Source organism: Streptococcus sp. HMSC10A01, from assembly GCF_001807785.1.
GTDB lineage: Bacteria > Bacillota > Bacilli > Lactobacillales > Streptococcaceae > Streptococcus > Streptococcus gordonii.
Window position 1 is genome coordinate 108658 of sequence record NZ_KV790965.1, and the last position, 22646, is coordinate 131303.

A 22646-nucleotide genomic window follows, 5' to 3' on the forward strand; every position below is an offset into this window, starting at 1 on the left:
AAGAGGAATAAAATCTAAGAATGATTACAATAAAATCGCAACGCGAAATTGATTTAATGGCAAAAAGTGGGGAGTTTCTCGCTTCTATTCATCGAGGTTTGAGAGACTTGATTAAGCCAGGGATCGATATGTGGGATATTGAAGAATACGTCCGCAAACGCTGTAAAGAAGCAAATGCTTTGCCCTTGCAGATTGGTGTAGAAGGCAGCATCATGGACTATCCGTATGCTACTTGCTGCTCTCTAAATGATGAAGTGGCTCATGCTTTTCCCCGTCATCAAAAGCTGGTAGAAGGTGACATTATCTGTGTAGATATGGTTGTCGGATTGGTTGATAAGGCTGAATTAGATGTTTCAAAACTGGATTTTAATAAGGTCTCAGAAGTCAAAAAATACACAGAAAGTTTTCGTGGCGGTGTTGCAGATTCTTGCTGGGCTTATGCAGTTGGGAAAGTCAGTCCAGAAGCTCAGCAACTCATGGATGTGACCAAAGAATGTCTTTACCGAGGAATTGAAGCAGCACAAGTTGGTAATAGAATTGGCGATATTGGTGCAGCAATCCAAGAATACGCTGAAAGTCATGGTTATGGTGTTGTGCGAGATTTGGTTGGTCATGGAGTTGGTCCGACTATGCACGAAGAACCAATGGTACCCCACTATGGTCGAGCAGGACGTGGTTTGCGTCTAAGAGAAGGGATGGTATTGACCATCGAACCTATGATCAATACTGGTACTTGGGAAATTGACACAGATTTTAAAACTGGCTGGGCCCATAAGACTCTTGATGGTGGTTTGTCTTGCCAATACGAACACCAGTTTGTCATCACCAAAGACGGTCCAGTGATTTTGACCAGTCAGGGTGAAGAAGGAACTTATTAGAAAACATAGGAGGTTGGGATAAGGCGTTCCTAGCCTCTTAACTTTGTCTGATATAAAATGAGAATAGTAGCGAGAAATGAACCTTGCTACTAGAAAATCAAAGAGAAATAAATGATGGGCCTTTGCCCTAGTTTTAGAAAGGAAGATCATGAAAAAAATAGTCGAAAAACTAAAACAACAGCAGTTTTTACGGGCTTTTATAGGCTTTTATGATAAGTCTGAGATAGGCATCACCAGTATAGCTGTAGCCTACTATTTTTTGATTTCGGCTCTTCCTTTATTATTGGTTTTAGCCAATATTTTACCCTATTTTCAAGTTCAAACGGATGCCCTCTTGAATTTGTTAAACGAAATGCTACCAGATTCGCTTTACCCTATGGTGGCTAAAGCTGTAAGAGCCGTTTTTGGTCAGCCGTCTTCTGGTTTACTAGGTTTCTCCATCTTGTCTGCTCTCTGGGCTTTTTCCAAATGTATCTCATTTTTACAAAAGGCTTTTAATAAGGCTTATGGTGTTACAAAAGGGCATGGCCTGCTTCGAAACCGCTTGTTTAGTTTTTTGGTGAGTATTGGTTTACAGATACTCTTGATCCTTTCCATGATTCTATCTGTTTTTGGTCGAAGTATTCTAACTGTGGTATACAATGTTTTTGATTTAGATGTCTCTTTTTACAGACAAATCACCACTATAAGTGAGGGTCTTGTTTTCCTGGTTCTCTTTCTAACCTTAGTTGCCCTCTATTATCTTTTGCCTAATGTTAAGATAAACAAACTTCGTTATGTTTTGCCAGGGACCATCTTTGTAGTGGGAATTCTCTTTGGCCTATTGAATTTATTTAGTGCCTATTTAGAAGCGTATATGAACCACTTTATTAATGTCCGTTTTTTCGGATCAGTAGTTGTGATCATCATCATGTTATGGTTCATTATTGTTTCTAAAATATTGATTATCGGTGCTATTCTCAATGCGAGTATCCAAAGTTGCTCTGAGTCCGAGTTTCAATTAGATAGAATAGGAAGTTTTTCCTTTAAAAAGAAGAACTAGCTAAATGGCAACCTAAAGGATACTCAAGAACATATTAGCTACTGTCAAGAATTTAATTCCGCATTTTTCTCTAGCATCATTACTAATCTTAATAAGAATAAGAAGATACCTTACCTATAAAGGTTTGGTATAGATTTCTTAAAGAGGAATTTTCCTCTTTTCTTTTTTATTCTATTTTATTGCATTTGCAATAAAATGTGGTATAATAGATTCAAATAAAAGTTTAAAGGAGGGGATATGTCAGTATTGCGGGAAATTGGGATTATCGCCCGAGCTTTGGATTCCATTGCTAATATTGAGTTCCGTGACATAGAGCTGGCGCGGGGGCAATATCTTTATTTGGTAAGAATCGCGGAGAATCCAGGAATTATCCAAGAGGAGCTATCGGAGCTGCTCAAGGTGGATCGATCAACGGTTGCCCGTTCTGTTAAGAAGCTAGAGGCCAAGGGCTTGGTCCAGCAGAAGGCAGCCAAGGAAAACAAGAAGAACAAGGAATGGTTTGTGACGGAAAAAGGAGAAAAACTTTATCCTTTTATCCTAACGGAGAATAACTATTCTGAAGAGACATCCCTGCAGGGCTTTTCTCAGGTGGAAGTTAAAGCCTTGGAGAAAATGCTGGTACGAGTGCGTGAAAACATCACAGGTGACTGGGAAGCAGTCAAAAAAGGACAAAAAAGAAACTATTAAGATTAAAGAGGTGCATCATGAAAGTTACAGTTGAACATGAATTTTGGCAAGTATTTCCAGAAGCTCAGATTAGTGTTTTAGTAGTCAAAGGACTGGATAATCGAGTGGATGAAAGTAAGGATCCATATTTCAAATCCCTGCTGGATAAGGGAGCGAAACGAGCTGAGGACTTTATCTTAGATGAGAACTTCACTCAAAATGAAGTCATTCAAGAGTGGCGGCAGGCCTTCAGCAAATTCAAGACCAAGAAAGGAGCACGATCCTCTATCGAAGCTCTGCTTAAGCGGGTCAGTCAGGGGCGAGGGTTCCAGCCAATCAATCCTTTGGTTGATATCTACAACAGTGTCTCGCTCTCTTATGCAGTTCCTTGTGGCGGTGAGGGTTTGGATAAGATTGTCGGAGGTCTTTATTTAGGAAAAGCCAAGGGTGGGGAAGCCTTTTTCCCATTGGGCGCTGAGAGTGACGCGCCGGCATTGCCAGAAGAAATCATCTACTATGATGAAGAGGGAGCTTTCTGCCGTTGCCTTAACTGGCGAGAAGCCCAGCGTAGCATGCTAACAGAGGAGACCAAGGATGCTATCTTGGTCATTGAGGCTATCAATGGAGAGCAGGCAACGCGTGCCCAAGCAGCGATGTCAGAACTCCAGACCTTGATTGAAGAGTATTTTGGCGTTAAAGGTGAAATCACCCATCTGACTGCTGAACATCCCAATCTGGAAATTTAAAAACAAAAAATCTGGATCAGAATTATCTGGTCCAGATTAATTTATGTAGGGTGGATCCTTTTTTTATAAATAGTTGCCAGAATGCCACCCTTATCATCAGTTCTCAGGTCCTAAGTCTTTCGTAAAATAGTACCTTTTCCCACTATAAGGATATTCTTTTAAGGTAAATACTTCTTGGTATCCATGTCTTTTATAAAAATCAGGCGCCTGAAACTGATAGGTATTGACGAATGAATAGGTACAGTTTCTGACTCGAGCCTCTTTTTCCGCCTGATCCAAAATTTTTGATCCAATACCTTGCCCACGAAGGTCTTCTTTGACAAATAGATATTCGATTTCAAACCAATTTCCAAAAGTTTCTCCGGTCAAGCCAGCTATGAGGTTTCCTTCATCATCCTCTAAATAAATGTCCAGAGCTTGGCTTTCTGACGGTTCTCTTTTTGAGCGGTTATAGGTTCTGAGTAAGTTTCTCAGTTCTTCTCTTTTAGCTGAGTCACCATTTTCAAATTTTAAGTTCATTTCTGCCTCCATGGAGCTCTTTCCGAGGTCTTTAGTTCTTTTTCTCAAAGACAAAGAGTTTGCTGAAAACGTAGTTTAGAACAATAATAAGCACCTGAGCGATAAGGGTTTCAATGGTATTGACCATTTTGATATTATGATTAACAAACTGGCCGATAATCTGCGGAAAACTAGTCACAAAGATAAAGGTCAAGAGTAAATTTAAACCCATCGTAGCCAATCGAGCTGTGAAAAACTTGACTAATCTAGCAGGCCAGCCCTTTCTTTTTTGCTTAAAAACGATGGTGTCATTGGTCGCAAAGGCAAAGAGAATACCAAGAACATCACCAATGACGGTTGCCAAGATTTCATTGCTAGTTAATTCATAACAGATCATCCTGCTGGCAACAGAAACGATAGTTGTTGCCACACCAAAGAAGAGATAGGATAGAATCTCATTATCAAAGAATTTTTTTATTAAGGATTTCATAAAGATAGTCTATCATATTTCAAATATTTATGCTATACTAGTTGAGTTGCCGAGTTTGTAAGGGAGAGGCTTGTCTTTCTTCTTATTCCTAGCAACCCTTGGCGCTTAGCTTCTTTCGCCAAGCATATTACACGCGGTAAAACCGCTAAAGGAGAATTTGATGAAAAAATTAACTGCCCGTGATATGGTGCAAATTGCTCTTGTAGCAGCTATTTACATTGCACTTACAATCACACCACCCTTCAATGCGATCAGCTTTGGTGCCTATCAGTTTAGAATTTCTGAAATGATGAACTTTATGGCCTTTTACAATCGTAAATACATTATTGGTGTAACAATCGGTTGTATGATTTCCAATTTCTTTAGCTTTGGTATCTTAGATGTTTTTGTCGGAGGGGGTTCAACTTTAGTTTTTCTAACTCTTGGGGTTGTCCTATTCAGCAAAGTTAAGCCGGGCTATCTGCTCAACGGTTGGCTTCGAAAAGACTTCTTTTTATTCTCAATTTTCTTTTCGATTTCAATGGTGACAATTGCTATTGAATTGAATATTGTTACTGGAGCACCATTCTTACTTACATGGTTTACAACAGCTATTGGAGAATGTGCATCTCTACTTGTCGGAGCTATCTTGATTGATAAAATCAGTAAGCGCATTGACCTAACCCAATAAAAACGAAAAGGCTTATTAGGTTTGTGAAATCTGAGGCCTTTTTTGTTGCCGTTAAGGCTAAGAGAAACTTTGATTGATAGGCCTTTTTCTTCGCTTTTTAAGGGAAAAAATAGGGCGAATAGAGATATTTATGATAAAATAAGAGTATGAAAGATAGAATGTCTGAGTTAGTTTCCCTGCTCAATCGTTATGCTCATGAATATTATACAAAAGATGCGCCAAGTGTGTCAGATAGTGAGTATGATCAGCTATACAGGGAACTGGTTTCATTGGAAGAGCAATATCCAAACGAGATTTTACCAGAAAGCCCAACTCACCGAGTGGGTGGAAAAGTTTTAGATGGTTTTGAAAAATACCAACACCAGTATCCTCTCTATAGTTTGCAGGATGCTTTTTCGCGTGCAGAATTAGTTGCCTTTGATGAACGAGTAAGAAAAGAATTTCCAGATGCGTCCTACCTTTGTGAACTGAAAATTGATGGTCTATCTATTTCCCTGGCATATGAAAATGGTATTTTGGTAGCAGGAGCGACTCGTGGTGACGGATCCATTGGTGAGAACATTACGGAGAATCTCAAGCGTGTCAAGGATATTCCTTTGACCTTACCAAAACCCTTGACTATTACAGTACGTGGGGAATGCTATATGCCAAAGGCATCTTTTGATGCGGTAAACCAGCTTCGTCAGGAAAATGGGGAGGCAGAATTTGCCAATCCAAGAAATGCTGCAGCAGGAACCTTGAGACAGCTGGATACATCAGTTGTGGCCAAGCGTAATCTAGCGACATTCCTTTACCAAGAAGCAAACCCGACAACTGAAGCGACTCAGGAAGATGTCCTTGAAAAACTGAGTCAACTTGGCTTTTCTGTTAATGAAAAACGGGTACTGGCTAGTACTATAGACCAAGTCTGGGACTTTATCGAAAAGATTGGTCAGGAGCGGGACAGTCTTCCTTATGAGATTGACGGTATTGTCATAAAGGTCAATGACCTAGCTGTGCAAGAGGAGCTAGGCTTTACTGTTAAGGCGCCTAAGTGGGCCATCGCTTATAAGTTTCCAGCTGAGGAAAAGGAAGCCCAGCTTTTATCTGTAGACTGGACAGTGGGTCGGACCGGAGTGGTAACACCTACAGCTAATCTAACACCAGTTCAGTTGGCAGGGACAACTGTTAGCCGTGCGACTCTACACAATGTTGATTACATCAGGGAAAAGGACATTCGCAAAGATGATACAGTTATTGTCTATAAAGCTGGAGATATCATTCCAGCCGTCTTGCGTGTGGTAGAAAGCAAGCGTGTTTCAGATGAACACTTGGATGTACCTAGCCAGTGCCCGAGTTGCCAGAGCGACTTGCTCCATTTTGAAGATGAGGTCGCCTTGCGATGTATCAATCCGCTCTGCCCCGCCCAAATCATGGAAGGATTGGCTCACTTTGCCAGTCGTGATGCTATGAATATTAGTGGCCTGGGGCCGGCAGTGGTTGAAAAGCTCTTTGCTAAGGATTTGGTTCGAGATGTGGCAGGCATTTACCGCTTAAGCATCGAAGATTTACTCCAGTTAGAGAACTTTAAGGAAAAATCAGCTAATAAATTATATAATGCTATTCAGGCTTCTAAGTCAAACTCAGCCGAAAAACTCTTGTTTGGCTTAGGTATTCGCCATGTTGGTAGCAAGGCCAGTCGGATTTTACTGGAGAAATTCCATGATATACCAAGCCTTGCTCAGGCAGAGCAAGAAGAGATTGCCAGCATTGATAGTCTTGGCATGGTGATTGCTAAAAGCCTGCACAGCTATTTTGCCCAAGAAGGGACACAGATCCTGCTGAAGGAACTAGAAGAAGCAGGAGTTAATCTGGCCTACCTTGGTGAAAAGGTGGCGGCAGATGCAGTCCTATCGGGTAAAACAGTTGTTTTAACAGGGAAATTAGAAACATTAACACGAACACAAGCTAAAGAAAAACTTCTTCGTCTAGGAGCCAATGTTGCTGGCAGTGTTTCCAAGAAAACGGACTTGGTTATTGCTGGAGCGGATGCAGGTAGCAAGTTGGCCAAGGCCCAAGAATTGGGAATCGAAATCCAAGATGAAGCATGGCTTGAACAGTTATAGAGGCGCTGTATGAAAGATGTAATAAAAAGAGCAAGACTCATTTATAACCCGACATCTGGTCAGGAAATTATCAAAAAGAATATTGCGGAAGTGCTGGACGTTTTAGAGGACGTAGGCTATGAAACCAGTGCTTATCAAACGACGCCAGAGCCTCTTTCTGCGCAAAAAGAAGCAGAGCGGGCAGCTAAGGCTGGTTTTGATTTGATTATCGCAGCAGGAGGGGACGGCACCATCAATGAAGTCGTAAATGGAGTAGCCCCCTTGGAAAATCGTCCTCGTTTGGCCTTCATCCCGACAGGTACGACCAATGACTACGCGCGTGCGCTGAAGATTCCTATGGGAAAACCTGTCGAAGCTGCGAGAATTATTGCTAAAAATCAGACCATCAAAATGGATATCGGCCGTGCCTTTGGGCAAAAATATTTCATCAACATCGCAGCAGCTGGTACTTTGAGTGAGCTGACCTATCGTGTTCCGAGTGAAGCTAAATCTCGCTTGGGCTACTTTGCCTATGTTGCCAAAGGTGCGGAAATGTTGCCACGTTCTAAATTCCGCAAGGTGCGTATTACTCATGATCATGGTGTTTTTGAAGGTAAGATTTCACTCATGTTTGCAGCACTGACCAATTCTATTGGAGGCTTTGAGCGAATCGCTCCTGATGCCAAATTAGACGATGGCAACTTTACCTTGATTTTGGTCAAAACAGCCAAACTTTTTGAAATGTTAGCCCTACTGATTCAGGCCATTAATGGTGGCCAACACGTGACAGATGTCAATGTCGAATACTTAAAAACAAGCAAACTAAAACTAGAAGTTTTAGACAGCAAAGAACCATTTATGCTTAATCTTGATGGCGAATATGGTGGAGACACCCCAGTTGAATTAGAAGTCTTCCACAATCACTTAGAATTTTTTGCCAATATCGATGAAATCAGCGACGATGCTCTTTGTTCAGAAAAATCATGATGAACCTAGGAGATAAAAATGCCAGACTACCAGGTCTTAGTCCATTACCATAACCCCACTGATGATTACCTTTCGTACAATATATGGCAGTGGCAGGAAAACCAAATCGGAAAGGAAACGTCATTTTCTAATTTTGATTATTTTGGGCGAAGTGGACTTGTTACTTACCAAAGTGAAACAAACTTGGATTATGTCCATTTGATTATAAAAAAAGCAGACTGGTCAAGCCAGACCATTGATTATACCATTCGTCTCTTGCCAGCCCACCTGGTTACAGAAGTTTGGATTCTTGAGGGAGACCATCAAGTCTATTATTCTAGGCAGGCGGCAGTCACTAGCCACTATTACAAATACAGAGATCCTCATGCTTTTGATATGGCAGTTTCTTCCAAAGAATTTGACCGCCATTGGGGCTATCAGGGAAGTTTAGGTGCCTTTTACCAAGCTGATAAGACTGAGTTTAAACTTTGGGCACCGACAGCAAAAGCGGTTGAAGTAGTCATCTATAAAGATGCCAGCAACCAAGCCAGCGTTTGGAAAACTATTTCTCTAAAGAGAGGCCGAGATTTTTCGACAGATCACACAAAGAATACAATTGGAGTGTGGCAAGGGAGCATTTCTGATGATTTAGCCAAGCGTGCCTACCAATATCGTGTGATCTTTGATCACGAAGAATACTTGACTCGGGATCCTTATAGCCTGGCTACTAGTCCTGATGGTAAACGAACAGCTATTGTAACAGACCAAGAACGAAATCCACTTGATTTTCAAGTTAAGCAGGGGCAAGAAGCCCACTGGCGCGTGAAGAATTCCTGCCAAGCAGTTATCTATGAGATGCATATCCGTGACTTAACAAAGTCAGAAAGCTCAGGTGTCGCACCAGCGTATCGAGGAACTTTCCTTGGAGCTTGTCAAACAGGCACAACCAATGATACTGGCCAAGCGACAACATTTGATCATATTCGTGACTTAGGTGTGAATTATGTCCAGCTCCAGCCTGTCTCGGATCGTCATAAAGACTATGATGAAAATGGACAGGTAACCTATAACTGGGGATACGATCCACAGAACCACAATGCTCCAGAAACTAGTCTTTCTAGTAACCCATCTAATCCAGCTCAGGCTATTCGTGATTTAAAAACCTTGATTCAAGCCTATCATGATGCTGGTATCGGAGTGATTCTTGATGTAGTCTATAACCACAGTTACTCTACCTTTGACTCCCCATTTCAAGCAAGTGTTCCCGATTATTACTATCGGATGAATCCAGATGGCTCGTTCCAGAATGGAACCGGAGTCGGGAGTGAAACCGCTAGCGAGCATGAAATGTTCCGTAAATATATGATTGACTCACTTTTGTATTGGGTCAAGGAGTATAACGTGGATGGTTTCCGGTTTGATTTGATGGGAATCCACGATGTAGAGACCGTGCAGATCATTCGAGATGAATTGGACAAGGTAGATCCACGTATCCTGACGTACGGAGAAGGCTGGGATATGGGGACAGGCCTCCTTCCTCAAGATAAAGCCAAGAAAGACAATGCTTATCAGCTTCTAGATATTGGATTTTTCAACGACAATGAGCGAGATGCTATTAAAGGTGCTGAGGTATTTGGAACCTTGAAAGCTGGATTTGTCAGTGGTCAAGGTACGGAAAATATCATTGCCAAGGCTATTTTAGGAAGTAGTGAATTAGGTAGCTACCTCATGCCAAATCAGGTCGTCAATTATGTCGAAGCTCATGATAATTATAATCTGCATGACTTACTAAGAGAATTTCATCCGCATGATGATCTAGAAACGCTTACCAAGCGGATTGAACTGGCAACTGCCATGAATATTCTCATGCAAGGCTTAGCCTTTATGGAGCTAGGACAGGAGTTTTCTCGAACTAAGTTGGTGGGAACTGGACCAAATGGGCAGGTGACTCAAGCAGATAAAGAAAGAGCTATGAATAGCTACAATGCGCCAGACCAAGTCAACCAGGTGGATTGGAATCTGCTTTCGAAACATCAAGACAGTGTCAACTTTATCCGCCAGATTATCCAGCTTAAAACGACCAGGAAAGAATTTTCTTACTCAACATATGAAGAAATTTACCAGCATGTCTATGTTCGTCAAGCACTGACAAATAGTGGTCTTATCGTTTTTGAGGTCAGGGACAGTAAGCATTATCTAGTCATCTTTAATGCCAGTGGCACACCTTATCGCTTGGAAAATGCGGACCAGCTCAAACTAGTCGTCAGCAATAACCGTAGCAAAATTAATACAGAAGTTGAGAACTTAACTGCCAGCGTTTTTGAGATCTTAACTTAGGTAGATTCATTTTAGATGACCCTACTTTATAAAATCATTGAAGCAGAATGGGAGTAATCAGATCCCTTCTGCTTTTTTTCTACTTCAAATGGAACAACCGGCTCTTATTTTCTGACAATTCTAATCTAGAAGAGTATAATAAGGGTAGGAACCCATGTGATTCTTTCTGTATGGAGAAAGGAGGCTTTTATGCCACAACGTGATTATGCTTTCGGTTTTCATGATGATATAGCACCGCTTTATTCGACTGGGAAAGGATTGACAGAAGCAGTTGTTCGTGAAATATCTGCCATCAAAAAGGAACCCCAGTGGATGCTAGACTATCGCTTACGCTCCTTAGAGCTATTTAACAAATTACCCATGCCAGACTTTGGACCTGATTTGTCAGGCATTCGCTTTGAAGATGTCATCTATTACCAGAAACTAAGCGGACAGCCAGCTCGTAGTTGGGATGACGTTCCTGAAGAGATAAAAAGGACCTTTGATCGTCTGGGAATCCCAGAAGCAGAAAAGCAATTCCTATCTGGTGCTGTTGCCCAGTACGAGTCTGAGGTGGTCTACCACAATATGAAGGAAGAATTCGAAAAGCTAGGGATTGTTTTTACTGATACGGATACAGCAGTTCAAGAGTATCCAGAGCTAGTCAAGCAATATTTTGGAACAGTCGTGTCAAATGCTGAGCATAAGTTTGCAGCCTTAAATGGAGCAGTCTGGTCAGGTGGAACCTTTATATATGTTCCTAAAAATGTACACTGTCAAATTCCTGTTCAGACCTATTTTCGTATCAATGGAGAAAACGCAGGCCAGTTTGAGCGTTCCTTGATGATTATTGAGGAGGGTGGCTCCATCCAGTATATCGAGGGTTGTACAGCACCGACCTATACGACCAATAGTCTTCATGCTGCGACCGTTGAAATCATAGTCAAAAAGGATGCTTTTTTCCGCTATACGACCATCCAAAACTGGTCGGATAATGTCTATAATCTGGTAACGGAGCGGGGCACTGTTGAGGAAGGCGGTACCTTGGAGTGGATTGATGGCAATCTAGGTAGCAAGGTTAACATGAAATATCCTTGCAGTATTCTCAATGGCCGTAATGCACGAACTTCTGTCCTCTCTATGTCCTTTGCTAACTATGGCCAGCACTTGGATGCAGGCTGTAAGGTCTTTCATAATGCACCCAAGACATCCAGTACCTTGATTTCTAAATCAGTGGCCAAGGACGGTGGTAAGACGGACTATCGTGGCCAGGTTCGCTTTGGTGAGAATAGTGCGGGCTCCAAGTCGCATATCGAGTGCGATACCATTCTGATGGATGGTGAGTCCAGTTCTGACACCATTCCCTTTAATGAAATCCATAATTCCAATGTTGCTCTAGAGCATGAAGCCAAGGTTTCCAAAGTGTCTGAGGACCAGCTCTACTATCTGATGAGCCGCGGTATTAGCGAAGAAGAGGCAACAGCTATGATTATTAATGGTTTTATGGAACCCATCACCAAAGAACTCCCCATGGAATACGCCGTCGAACTCAACCAACTCATCAATATGAGCATGGAAGGCTCAGTTGGCTAAAACAGTCCGGGGGACTGTTTTAGGTTACGGATAAAAACTCGCCTTTGCGAGTTCTCTTTAAAAAGGTCCAGTGGACCTTTTTAATCTGCTGATGAGAACTCGCAAAAGCGAGTTGCCTTTAATAATGTCCGGGAGACTGTTTTAGGTTGCGGATAAGGACTCGCCCCTGCGAGTTCCCCTTAATCTAAGGTCTGGGGGACTGTTTTAGGTTGCTGATGAGAACCGAAGGTAGTCGGTTTACCCTGAGACAAGGCAAACGGGTATTTTTAGGTTGCGGATAAAAACTCGCCCTGGCGAGTTCCCTTTAATAAGGTTCGGGAAACCTTGAAATCTGTAGATAAGAACCGATTGTAAAAATAAAAGAGGACTCGCACTAAGAGTCCTTTTTCTTAGAAAACACTGCCAAACTTGACTTACTTTCCATGGAAACTAGAAAAACATCCAGAATTTTGATATGATAGGTAAAATATAAGGAGGTAACGAATGAATCTAGAAGAACTGAGACAAGAAATCAATCAAATAGACGATGAACTCGTAGTCTTGCTGGAAAAACGGATGAATCTCGTGAACCAAGTGGCTGCTTACAAGCAGGAGACTGGTAAGGCAGTGCTGGACACTAAGAGAGAAGAAGTTATTTTAGGCAGAGTGGCTGATCATGTTGAAAATCCAGCCTACAAAGATACGATTCTTGCTACCTTTAAGGATATCTTGAAAAACTCCCGTGCTTATCAGGAACAGAAAAAAGCATGAAGGAAGTGAAAAATTATCTCGCCATCTGCTTAGCTGCTATGCTTGGTGGCTGGCTTCGTTACTTAATCTCTTCCTTCGTCACCTTCACTGGACATTTTCCCTTTGCCACACTCTTGGTCAACTATCTGGGGACCTTCATCCTGGTTTATTTGGTAAAGGGCTATCTAGCAAATAAGCAAGTGTCTAAACGTTTTATCCTGGCCATATCGACAGGCTTTTGTGGTGGTTTGACCACTTTTTCCGGCCTCCTTTTAGACTCCATTAAACTGGTGGACCTAGGGCTATACACGGACTTTATCCTCTATCTAGTCTTGAGCATTGGCGGTAGTTTGTGGATTGCCTTGTGGGCGGGAAAGAAGGTGGGCCTATGATTTGGCTTATGATTACAGCTTGCGGTGGTGGCGCTCTCGTCCGTTATTTTCTTTCTAAGGTCAATAGCAGAGCAGTTTTGCCAGTGGGAACTTTGATGGCCAATTTACTAGGAGCTTTTTTGATTGGATATTTTTATAACCATATCCAAGACAAGCAACTTTATACTATCCTGGTAACAGGCTTTTGTGGTGGCTTGACGACACTATCTACTTTTAATGCTGAGCTGGTAGGTCTTTTTTCTAATAAGAAGAAATTCATCCATTATCTGATATTGACTTATTGTTTAGGATTTTTAGCTATTATTTTAGGAATTTTTATCTAAAAATCTTTACATTTACCGGAATTTTGATATAATATTCTTTGTGCAAATGGAGCACAAAAAAACGACTAATCCGCTTTGGTCATGAATCATAAGATTAGTAAGATAGGAGTAAAAAATGAATCCATTAATCCAAAGCTTGACTGAAGGTCAACTTCGTACTGATATCCCTGCATTCCGTCCTGGTGACACTGTCCGCGTTCACGCGAAAGTTGTCGAAGGAACTCGCGAACGTATCCAGATCTTTGAAGGTGTCGTTATCGCTCGTAAGGGTGCTGGCATCTCAGAAAACTACACAGTTCGTAAAATCTCTAACGGTGTAGGTGTTGAACGTACTTTCCCAATCCACACTCCACGTGTTGACAAGATTGAAGTCGTTCGTTACGGTAAAGTGCGTCGCGCTAAATTGTACTACCTTCGTGCATTGCAAGGTAAAGCGGCTCGTATCAAAGAAATCCGTCGTTAATCTTAGAAAGCTCTGTCACATGGCAGAGTTTTTCTCTAGGTCCCCTTAGTTCAATGGATATAACAACTCCCTCCTAAGGAGTAGTTGCTGGTTCGATTCCGGCAGGGGACATGGCAAAAGCAATGTTAACTATGTCTCAAATTAGACAGTATTTACTCTCTAAGTGATATGAGTTAATAAGAATTAATACTATTTTTACTGATAATATAATGATATGAGAGTGTTACAGCAGAGCTGTAACACTTTTTAAATGAAAAGCTATATTATCTATTGAATTTTTTTATAATTAAAACTATAATAATGTTAATATGGTATATAAAACGATTGCTATATATTCAAATTTTCATCAACCACAAAAAAGTTACATTTGTTCAAAATAGTTAGAAAAATGTAAGCGCTTTTATTTTTCGTACACCAGGAGTAAGATGGATTTTATGAATATATAATATGCAAATAGAAATAAGAGGGTTGAGATGATTAAGGCACATTATAATAGATATACAAATGAAGAGCAGTCTTTAAAAGAACATCTAATCAATGTTGCTAAATACGGAAGAAAACAAGCAGAGCCTATAGGACAGGGTGATATACTTTTTTTATTAGGCTTGTATCATGATTTAGGTAAGGCAAATAGAGACTTTCAAGATAAATTAGAGATGAGTCCAAATAAACATGTTGATCACTCTTCTGCAGGAGCAAGGTATCTTTTTCAAAAAATACAAACCTGTCTAAAGGATTCATTTATTCAATCGAAAGACAGAATACTTTTTCAAGAGATTGGTGCCTATGTTGTCTCAGCTCATCATGGTATGTATGACATTATTCTGCAAGACGAAGGTGTTCAAGCAGAGCAATTCTCATTTAACAAGTTAAGACATAGGATTATAGAAGGCATAACAAATGGGCCTTATCAAAATGACATTTTACCCTTTGCTCAAGAATTAGAAGATGAATTAAGTAACTATGGTTATAGAGATTTAAACGATTTAATCGAAAGAGCTTTTGAAAATTATCAGCATGCTTGGTCTAAACTTAGTTGGTCTGATGAAAGTGAGAAAGAATATTATAGTGGTTGTTTTATTCGGATGTACTTATCTTTTTTGAAGAATGCAGATATACTAGATACTGTCAATGCTTATGGCATGCTCATTGAACCTTTAAAAGATGAAGAAAAACAACAACTAAATGCTTCTTATCTTGAAGCTATTGAGCGAAAATATGATAGCTTTAGTCATCCAACCACAAGACTTAATGAGATTCGTTCACAAATTGGTGAACGAGTTAAGAGTAGAGGGGAAAAAGATTCAACGGGAATCTATCGTTTAGATCTTCCTACTGGTGCTGGGAAAACGAATCTTAGTATGAGATATGCCTTTCATCAGTTAGTTGATCAAAATAAATCAAGATTTTTCTATATTACGCCTTTTTTATCTGTTTTAGAACAAAATGCGGCAGCTATTAAAAAAGTTATTGGAGAAGATGGAGTACTAGAGCATCATTCAAATGTTGTACAGAACAAACAAGAGAATGAGGATAAGGGAGACGAAAGAGAAAGCTTATTACCAGAGTACCTGATAGAAAGTTGGGATAGTCAGACTGTTCTTACGTCAATGGTTCAATTTTTTCAAACTTTATTTAAAACTAAATCAGCAAATATTCGTCGTTTTTCTAGTTTAGCGAATAGTGTTTTGATTTTAGATGAAGTGCAATCATTGCCTATTGAGGTGACAACTTTATTTAATTTAACCATGAATTTCTTAAATAAAGTTATGAACACGACTATCATCTTATGTACAGCTACACAACCTGCTTATGATTCTACTGCAATTAAATATAAACTTTCTTATGGTGGAAAAAATGGTGAAGTTGCTGATATTGTCGAGTTAACTCATGACGAAAAAGAAGTCTTTTCAAGAACAGAACTTAGAAAATTTGATGAAAATAATCAACATTCGAACCTGTCAGATTTAGTAGATTTTGTACTGGAAAATGACGAGTCTATTCTTGCGATTTTTAACACCAAAAAGACAGTTGATAAATTCTATATGATGCTTGAAGGATTGACTGATAGACCTATTTATCAACTTTCGACTAATATGTGTGCTCAGCACAGATTAGATATTATATCAGAAATTAAACAGTATCTAAAAAAGAGAATACCTATTATTTGTATTAGTACGCAACTAATTGAAGCTGGAGTTGACATTGATTTTAATCGCGTCATCCGATCTTATGCAGGAGTTGATTCAATTGTGCAGGCTAGTGGCCGATGTAATCGTGAAGGTAAACGTAATAAAGGTCAAGTTACCTTAGTTAATCTCACAAATGAAGAAGAAAATCTCTTATCACTTAAAGAAATAAAGGCTAAGAAAGACGCTACAGAATATATTCTACATAATATTTCGTCACCTATTGAAACGTCGCTTTTAAATCGTGATTTTTTTGAATATTATTATGCTAATAATCAAGGTTCAATGGATTATCCTTTGTCACACGGTGAATCTGTTTATGACTATTTAAGTATAAACTCATATCAAGGCAGAAATAATTTTAAAGGAAAGTTAAAACAAGCCTTTAAAACTGCTGGTTTGAAAATGAATCTAATAAACAATGACACAATAGGTGTGTTGGTTCCGTACGGAGACGCAGTTGAGAATTTGTTGGTTTTAGAAGAATTGTGTGAATACGACGATCCATCTGTTGAAAATTATCAAAAAATAAAAGCTCTGTTAAAGGAATTGCAGCTCTATACGGTAAATGTTCGTAAGAACAATCAGATACTTGAAGCGACAAAATCTTATCTGAATGGGCAAATTCAGATATTGTCAGATGGTTATTATGATGAGAAAAAGGGGATTACCCTAGAGTCAGGAAGTTTCCTGCTATAAAAGCTCAACGAAAACAGGCCAACGAGAGTCAGTAGAGGACTTCGTTGACTTGTAATTCAGTATAAATAACCACTAACTATAATTTCAATCCACATAGATACTACTATGATGATTAGAATATATATAGAAATCAATTGGTATTTTTTAGAATTTCAAGTGCTAAGATAGGATTATAAAATAACATAAGGAGGTGTTGATTTTGTACAGATCAAGAAATTTCTATGCGAGGGTGCGTGGAGATCGAGCACTTTTTACGAATCCTGCCACTAAAGGTGGAAGCGAGAGATCATCGTACTCAGTTCCTACTAGACAAGCTCTGCAAGGCATAGTTGATAGTATTTATCACAAGCCGACTATCACAAATGTTGTTACTGAAGTTAAAGTCATCAATCAAATTCAGACAGAGCTACATGGTGTTCGTGCTTTGTTACATGATTATAGTGCGGATTTAAGTTACATTTCATACTTGAGTGATGTGGAATATCTAGTGAAATTCCATTTCATTTGGAATGAGAATCGTGAAGATTTGATGCAAGATAGGTTACCTAACAAGCATGAGGCTATTATGGAACGTTCTATTCGAAAAGGTGGACGACGCAATGTTTTTTTAGGGGCCAGTGAATGCTTTGGCTTAGTCGATGAAATTAGTCAGGAAGAGTATGAGAACACCCCTTCTTACTACGATGGCATTACTATTGATTTAGGTATCATGTTCCATTCTTTTGCTTATCCCAAAGACGAAACGACACCATTGAAATCTTATTTCACAAAAACTGTGATGGAGAATGGGGTGATTAAGTTTAAGCCTCAGTCTGTGTGTGAAATTGTAAATACTTTGTCTAGTTATACATTTAAGACACCTGGCCAGGTTAGGTCCGTTGATGATGAACTTAAGGAATACGATGCTATGGAGAAAGGAGAAGACTAATGGATTTTTTTACTTCTCTCTTAAAAGCTTATGAAAAAGCAGAAGAAATTGGTTTAGTTGATCAACAAAAAGGAGATAGTGAGGCTATTTTGTTGCCGATTTATCATGATAATAAGGTAATAAAAAATAATGATATTTATATCGAAGTATTATTAGATAAGGAAGGTACCTTTTATAAGGCAAGAAAGTTTGAAATAGGTGAAAATGTTATTTTTCCTGTAACCTATGAATCTAGTAATAGAACGAGTACAAAGATAGCTCCGCATCCAATCGTAGATAGTTGGTACTATGTCATGTATTCGGAATTAAGACAAGAAAAGCATCAAAAATATCTAGAAAATTTAGATAACTGGATTAACCAAACTAAAAATAATAGAGTAGAAAATTTTTTAACAATAATAAAAAAATTTGTTGAGAATCCAGAATCAGTTGAATTGGTTTTAACTAGCACATTTGGTTCAGATTGTCAGATACAAAGAGAATTTGTTGGCGATGATGGAAAAATTTATGAAGGTTCACTTACTTATGGTGAAAAAAATAAAAAAATAACCTTAAAAGATATCAAATTATCATTTACTATTCTAGAATTTGAGGGATTCAAAAACATTTCGGTTTCAAATTTTAAGGATTTACATCTTGATTTTGTTAATCTGGTTCAAAAAAATAATTTAATTGATAAAGGATTATGTAATATTAGCGGAAAAGAAGATAGGATTATTAAAAACCATCGGAGTCCGCGAGGCTTGTTTAAAAACGCAAAACTTATTTCGCAGAATAGTGAGATAGCCTACATAGGGGATAGATTTCCGACGAAAGAAACTTCAATTGACATTATTAAAATTGGCTATGAAACCTCAGAAAAAATCCATTTGATGATTAAGTATCTGATGGAAAATAATAATAGCAGAACTTGGCTAGGATCGTCACAGTATCTTATCAATTGGTTTAGTGATGATTTAGTAAATGAGAGTCAATTGGATATTATTAATCCTGTATTTAATGATTTATTTGAAAATGATGAAGATGAAAAAGACAGTCATGTTTTTATCAAACCGAACGCAGAAAACAAAGAAATAGGTTCTTCGTTTATTAAGGGGAAAAAATTATTTAGTGATGAGGCGACTTATTGCATTTCTATTCTAAACAAGACCAATGATGGTCGGATTGCTCTAAAATACTTCCGCCAGCTCCAAGTTTCACAGTTATTGAAAAATCTGGAATCATGGCAGGAAAACTACTCTTGGGAAGCAAAAACTAAAGCAGAAGATTATAGACTTAAAACGCCTACTTTTAATGAGATTATTAATGTTGCCTACGGTGTTGATAGGGAGCGTTATTTAGAGTTAGATAATGATTCTTTCCGTAGCGATCAATATCAGCAATTAGTAACTGCTTTGATTGATGGGAATCCAGTGCCTAGTACTATCGTTAAGAAGTTAGAAACAAATATTAAACAGCGACAAAAGTACCCTAATCACTGGTCTCAGGTGCAGCAAGTCAGTTTAGCAATTTTACACAAACAATATGGAAGGGAGTTTAAACCAATGTTAGACCATGAAAATACCAATCGTTCTTACCTATTTGGACGGTTATTAGCTATATTTGAGCTAATTGAAACTCAGCGATATCGAATAGATGGCAGTAATCAGGAAAGAATTACAAATGCCGAGAGGTACTGGAACGCCTATACCAGCCAGCCTGCCAAGTTAATGATGAATCTGACAAATAAAATTAAACCTTATGAAGAAACTGTAAAGTTAAATGCTCATGGAATCTTTCATAAACTAGACAAAGAGCGAGCAGAAATTGTCCAATTACTCAGCCCCCTAATGGCAAAGAAGGATATTAATGATCCCTTGGATTATCAATTTATTTTTGGTTACTATGCTGAAAAGCAGTTCTTTTATACAAAACAAGAAAAAAATGAAATCGAAAGCGAGGAATAGCAGATGTTGGAACACAAGATTGATTTTATGGTAACTGTTGAGGTACGCGAGGCGAATGCAAACGGAGATCCCTTGTCAGGAAATATGCCAAGAACAAATGCAGCTAATCAAGGTTTAATCAGTGATGTAGCGATTAAGCGCAAAATTCGTAACCGGATGCAGGATTTGGGCCACACCATCTTTGTCCAAGCAAATGACCGTGTTGAGGATGGACTCAATTCACTCGAGAAACGATTCAAGACTCAATTTACAGGAAAAGAATCGGATGAAGAAATTAATGAAATAGCTAATCAATTATGGATGGATGTCCGTTCGTTTGGTCAAGTTTTCACTTATCTAAAAGATCGTTCTTTTGCTATTCGTGGACCGGTTTCTGTCAGTATGGCTACATCTTTAGATCCAATCATCATCTCTAGTTTACAAATTACTCGAAGCACAAATGGTGTAGAGCCTAAAAAAGCAGGTGGACGTTCATCTGATACGATGGGGACTAAGCATTTTGTTGACTATGGTGTATATGTCATCAAAGGTTCGATTAACCCAAATTTTGCTGAAAAAACGGGATTTTCTGATGAAGATGCTGAGGTAATTAAGAAAGCACTTATCAGTCTGTTTGAAAACGATGCATCATCCGCTCGCCCTGAAGGTTCTATGCGAGTGAGGGAAGTTTTTTGGTTCACTCATTCTAATAAATTAGGCAATGTTTCCAGTGCGCGTGTTTTTGACTTGTTTGAGTTTGATAGAGAAAAACAGGATAAGTACAGTTACGATGATTACGGTATTCATCTTAATCAAGAAAAATTAGCAGAATATGAATCTAAAGGATTGAAAGTTGATATCTTAGAAGGACTGTAATATGGTTTATGCTGAAAGTGACTATTTGATGTTGTCTGGTATTCAGCATTTCCAATTCTGCAAGCGCCAATGGAGTTTGATTCATATTGAGCAGCAGTGGGCTGAAAACGAAGCGACAGCTCATGGGCAGATTTTGCATCAAAAGGCGGATAATCCTTATATTAAAGAAAAGCGAAAGGATGTCATAACCTCACGAGCTATGCATGTCTCATCAAAAGAGCTTGGTCTCTATGGGATATTGGATGTGGTTGAATTCCATAAGGATGAAAAAGGAGTTCCGCTAAAAGGTAAACGTGGCAAATGGCTTCCTGTCATTATTGAATATAAGCGTGGAAAACCAAAAAGAGATACTCGGGATATTGTTCAGCTGGTTGCTCAAACGGTTTGTCTTGAAGAAACTCTTGGGGGCGCAATCGAGTATGGTTATCTTTATTACCATAGTGTGAATCAAAAGAAGCGAATAGAAATCACTTCTGATTTACGAAAAGAAGTAGCCGACTTAGCTTGCCAAATGCATGAATATTATGACAAAAAACTTATTCCAAAAGCTGAATATTTTAAAAACTGTCAGTTATGCTCCTTAGTTGATATTTGCATGCCGCGTTTGAGTAAAAAGGCGCGCAATATTGACAATTACATTTTCCAAGCATTAAAAAGTGAGGATAGCTTATGAAAAAGCTACTTAATACTCTATATTTGACTCAAGATAATTTTTATTTAACGCGTGAAAGAGATAATATCGTTATCAAGCAAGAAGGTAAAGTTATCAGTCGTTTCCCATATCGAATTATTGACGGCATTGTTTGTTTTTCTTATTTGGGAGCGTCTCCTTCTTTGATTGAACTCTGTGCTGAGAATCAGATTAATTTGTCCTTCCATACCCCGCAAGGACGCTTTTGCGGTCGATTTGTTGGGCAAACAAATGGGAATGTTTTGCTAAGAAGGCAGCATTATCGTTTGGCGGATGAAGAACGATCTCTAGAATATGCAAAACACTTTATTCTTGCTAAGATTTCGAATTCTAGAAAATATTTATTGCGCTTCAAGCGTGACCATCGAGATCGGATTGATAGCCAACTATTTGAAGAAGTGAATACGGAATTGACTTGGGCCTTGGAACAGGTTCAAGTAGCTGAAAACAAGGATTCTCTTTTAGGAATAGAGGGTCAGGCAGCAAACCAATATTTTCGTATCTTTAATGATTTAGTATTAACTGATAAGGAGACTTTTCAGTTTAATGGGCGGACCAGACGCCCTCCGTTAGATTGTGTCAATGCTCTGTTGTCATTTGGCTATAGTTTATTAACGTATGAATGCCAGTCTGCTTTGGAAGCAGTTGGGCTCGATAGTTATGTTGGCTTCTTTCATACAGATAGGCCAGGTCGTGCTAGCTTGGCATTGGATTTAGTCGAAGAATTTCGTGCTTATATAGTTGACAGATTTGTATTTTCTTTGATAAATAAAGCTCAGTTAAGCAAAAAACATTTTGACTTTAAAGAAAATGGAAGTGTCATACTAACTGAAAAAGGGCGTGCAATTTTTATTGAAGCCTGGCAAAAGAGGAAACATCAGGAAGTAGAACATCCTTTCTCTAAAGAAAAGGTGAAATTGATGTTACTGCCCTATGTCCAAGCACAATTATTGGCCAAGACAATCCGTGGAGAATTGGAATCCTATCCACCGTTTTTAATATAGGAGCCGGTTTATGATGGTATTAGTAACATATGATGTGAATACTGAAACTGCGCAAGGCAAGAAAAGATTACGTCATGTGGCAAAATTATGCGTTGATTATGGGCAACGCGTTCAGAATTCAGTTTTTGAATGCTCAGTAACTCCTGCAGAATTTGTAGAAATAAAAGCTAAGCTTTTGAGTATAATTGACACTGAGTCAGACAGTATTCGTTTTTATTTGCTAGGAAAAAACTGGCAAAATCGTTTAGAAACAATTGGACGAGATACAAGTTATGATCCTGATATAGGCGTACTACTCCTTTAAATTACTTAGTGCGAATAGTGGTTACTCATAAAAAAGTAGGGCATTCGCGCGAAAAACAAACAAAAATAAGGTGAAAATTCAAAAATAATGGAGGAGTTATCTCTCCTTGAAAAATAATTTTCACCTAAAACAGTGCAACTACGCGCTGTCGCTCCCTTCACGGGAGCGTGGATT

Annotated in this window: 22 protein-coding genes, 1 tRNA gene and 1 riboswitch; of the genes, 21 read left to right on the forward strand and 2 right to left on the reverse strand. The window is 38.9% G+C overall.

Annotated features, from left to right (window positions below):
* Positions 1-20: 20 nt before the first annotated feature.
* The 4 genes from HMPREF3108_RS02145 (at position 21) to HMPREF3108_RS02160 (ending at position 3332) form a co-directional block, all read left to right on the forward strand.
* Positions 21-878 carry a methionyl aminopeptidase gene (locus HMPREF3108_RS02145; RefSeq protein WP_008809335.1) on the forward strand — a complete coding sequence of 286 codons (858 nt, stop codon included), beginning with the start codon at positions 21-23 and terminating at the stop codon, positions 876-878.
* Positions 879-1026: 148 nt separating this feature from the next.
* Complete coding sequence (locus tag HMPREF3108_RS02150) at positions 1027-1920, forward strand: YihY/virulence factor BrkB family protein (RefSeq protein ID WP_070493096.1); 894 nt, start codon at positions 1027-1029, stop codon at positions 1918-1920.
* A gap of 237 nt (positions 1921-2157) precedes the next feature.
* Positions 2158-2607 carry a MarR family winged helix-turn-helix transcriptional regulator gene (locus HMPREF3108_RS02155; RefSeq protein ID WP_070493099.1) on the forward strand — a complete coding sequence of 150 codons (450 nt, stop codon included), beginning with the start codon at positions 2158-2160 and terminating at the stop codon, positions 2605-2607.
* Between the two features lie 17 nt (positions 2608-2624).
* Positions 2625-3332, forward strand: a complete 708-nt coding sequence (locus HMPREF3108_RS02160; RefSeq protein WP_070493102.1) for a B3/B4 domain-containing protein — start codon at positions 2625-2627, stop codon at positions 3330-3332.
* A gap of 96 nt (positions 3333-3428) precedes the next feature.
* Here the strand turns inward: HMPREF3108_RS02160 and HMPREF3108_RS02165 are convergent, their stop codons facing one another.
* On the reverse strand, positions 3429-3851 hold the full coding sequence (locus tag HMPREF3108_RS02165; RefSeq protein ID WP_045635357.1) for a GNAT family N-acetyltransferase: 423 nt from the start codon (positions 3849-3851) through the stop codon (positions 3429-3431).
* A gap of 31 nt (positions 3852-3882) precedes the next feature.
* Positions 3883-4320: a GtrA family protein gene (locus HMPREF3108_RS02170; RefSeq protein WP_045635189.1), complete on the reverse strand. Its 438-nt coding sequence runs from the start codon at positions 4318-4320 to the stop codon at positions 3883-3885.
* A 28-nt stretch (positions 4321-4348) separates the two neighbouring features.
* Positions 4349-4483, forward strand: a riboswitch (PreQ1 riboswitch).
* Here HMPREF3108_RS02170 and HMPREF3108_RS02175 point away from each other — a divergent pair.
* The 17 genes from HMPREF3108_RS02175 (at position 4481) to cas2 (ending at position 22472) form a co-directional block, all read left to right on the forward strand.
* The gene (locus HMPREF3108_RS02175) at positions 4481-4990 is read left to right on the forward strand and encodes a QueT transporter family protein (RefSeq protein WP_045635190.1); all 510 of its coding nucleotides are present in this window, start codon (positions 4481-4483) and stop codon (positions 4988-4990) included. Its footprint overlaps the riboswitch before it by 3 nt.
* A gap of 146 nt (positions 4991-5136) precedes the next feature.
* A complete protein-coding gene (gene ligA, locus HMPREF3108_RS02180; protein WP_060970174.1) occupies positions 5137-7095 on the forward strand; it encodes an NAD-dependent DNA ligase LigA in 1959 nt (652 codons plus the stop codon).
* A gap of 9 nt (positions 7096-7104) precedes the next feature.
* Positions 7105-8061 carry a diacylglycerol kinase family lipid kinase gene (locus tag HMPREF3108_RS02185; protein WP_048776139.1) on the forward strand — a complete coding sequence of 319 codons (957 nt, stop codon included), beginning with the start codon at positions 7105-7107 and terminating at the stop codon, positions 8059-8061.
* A gap of 18 nt (positions 8062-8079) precedes the next feature.
* On the forward strand, positions 8080-10377 hold the full coding sequence (gene pulA, locus HMPREF3108_RS02190) for a type I pullulanase (RefSeq protein WP_070493105.1): 2298 nt from the start codon (positions 8080-8082) through the stop codon (positions 10375-10377).
* 189 nt (positions 10378-10566) lie between these two features.
* Complete coding sequence (gene sufB, locus HMPREF3108_RS02195) at positions 10567-11949, forward strand: Fe-S cluster assembly protein SufB (protein ID WP_012130473.1); 1383 nt, start codon at positions 10567-10569, stop codon at positions 11947-11949.
* 483 nt (positions 11950-12432) lie between these two features.
* Positions 12433-12699: a chorismate mutase gene (locus tag HMPREF3108_RS02200; RefSeq protein ID WP_012130472.1), complete on the forward strand. Its 267-nt coding sequence runs from the start codon at positions 12433-12435 to the stop codon at positions 12697-12699.
* Positions 12696-13070, forward strand: coding sequence for a fluoride efflux transporter CrcB (gene crcB / locus HMPREF3108_RS02205; protein ID WP_070493108.1), 375 nt, complete (start codon positions 12696-12698; stop codon positions 13068-13070). Before HMPREF3108_RS02200 ends, crcB (HMPREF3108_RS02205) begins: the two co-directional genes overlap by 4 nt.
* The gene (crcB, locus tag HMPREF3108_RS02210; RefSeq protein WP_012130470.1) at positions 13067-13393 is read left to right on the forward strand and encodes a fluoride efflux transporter CrcB; all 327 of its coding nucleotides are present in this window, start codon (positions 13067-13069) and stop codon (positions 13391-13393) included. The genes crcB (HMPREF3108_RS02205) and crcB (HMPREF3108_RS02210) overlap by 4 nt, the downstream gene beginning before the upstream one ends.
* A gap of 115 nt (positions 13394-13508) precedes the next feature.
* On the forward strand, positions 13509-13856 hold the full coding sequence (rplS, locus tag HMPREF3108_RS02215) for a 50S ribosomal protein L19 (protein WP_008809321.1): 348 nt from the start codon (positions 13509-13511) through the stop codon (positions 13854-13856).
* A 39-nt stretch (positions 13857-13895) separates the two neighbouring features.
* Positions 13896-13967: transfer RNA gene (locus tag HMPREF3108_RS02220), tRNA-Arg, on the forward strand.
* A 362-nt stretch (positions 13968-14329) separates the two neighbouring features.
* On the forward strand, positions 14330-16744 hold the full coding sequence (locus tag HMPREF3108_RS02225; protein ID WP_070493111.1) for a CRISPR-associated helicase/endonuclease Cas3: 2415 nt from the start codon (positions 14330-14332) through the stop codon (positions 16742-16744).
* 199 nt (positions 16745-16943) lie between these two features.
* On the forward strand, positions 16944-17672 hold the full coding sequence (gene cas5c / locus HMPREF3108_RS02230) for a type I-C CRISPR-associated protein Cas5c (RefSeq protein ID WP_070493114.1): 729 nt from the start codon (positions 16944-16946) through the stop codon (positions 17670-17672).
* The gene (gene cas8c / locus HMPREF3108_RS02235; RefSeq protein WP_070493116.1) at positions 17672-19618 is read left to right on the forward strand and encodes a type I-C CRISPR-associated protein Cas8c/Csd1; all 1947 of its coding nucleotides are present in this window, start codon (positions 17672-17674) and stop codon (positions 19616-19618) included. The genes cas5c and cas8c overlap by 1 nt, the downstream gene beginning before the upstream one ends.
* A 3-nt stretch (positions 19619-19621) precedes the next feature.
* On the forward strand, positions 19622-20473 hold the full coding sequence (cas7c, locus tag HMPREF3108_RS02240; RefSeq protein WP_070493118.1) for a type I-C CRISPR-associated protein Cas7/Csd2: 852 nt from the start codon (positions 19622-19624) through the stop codon (positions 20471-20473).
* 1 nt (position 20474) lies between these two features.
* Entirely contained in the window at positions 20475-21146 is a 672-nt protein-coding gene (gene cas4, locus HMPREF3108_RS02245; RefSeq protein ID WP_070493121.1) for a CRISPR-associated protein Cas4, read from the forward strand.
* Positions 21143-22168: a type I-C CRISPR-associated endonuclease Cas1c gene (gene cas1c / locus HMPREF3108_RS02250; RefSeq protein ID WP_070493123.1), complete on the forward strand. Its 1026-nt coding sequence runs from the start codon at positions 21143-21145 to the stop codon at positions 22166-22168. The genes cas4 and cas1c overlap by 4 nt, the downstream gene beginning before the upstream one ends.
* A 10-nt stretch (positions 22169-22178) precedes the next feature.
* Positions 22179-22472: a CRISPR-associated endonuclease Cas2 gene (gene cas2, locus HMPREF3108_RS02255; protein ID WP_070493126.1), complete on the forward strand. Its 294-nt coding sequence runs from the start codon at positions 22179-22181 to the stop codon at positions 22470-22472.
* Positions 22473-22646: the final 174 nt, after the last annotated feature.